Annotated in this window: 1 protein-coding gene; it reads left to right on the top strand. The window is 46.3% G+C overall.

The window, feature by feature from the left end; translation table 11 throughout:
• On the top strand, positions 1–391 hold a 391-nt coding region (locus ASC50_RS05385; RefSeq protein ID WP_193391217.1), incomplete at both ends, for a beta-L-arabinofuranosidase domain-containing protein.

Genomic DNA, 391 nt, shown 5'->3' with positions numbered 1-391 from the left:
GTATCAGGATTATGCCAAGCCGGAAATGATAGATTACTACGAGCGTGTATTAATCAACCACCTGCTGGGTGCCTATGAACCGGAACGCGGCATGGTTGCCTACATAACAAAATTACAACCGGGTGGCTTTAAAACCTACGGCACGGAGTATAATTCGTTCTGGTGTTGCACCGGCACAGGCCTCGAAAGCCCCACCAAGTTCCAAAAGATGATTTATACCAGCGATAACCGCTCACTTTATGTGAATCTTTTTATCCCTTCGACATTGGAATGGAAAGCGAAAGGCGTCACACTGCGTCAGACCACCAAAATACCCGACGAAGAGCAAACGAGCATCGAACTGCAAATGAAGAAAACACAGGCATTTTCGCTCAAAATAAGGCATCCTTAC

The sequence above is a fragment of the Candidatus Symbiothrix dinenymphae genome (genome assembly GCF_001431085.1).
Note: the sequence above shows the minus strand (reverse complement) of the source record. Positions and strands in the feature narration are given on the sequence as shown.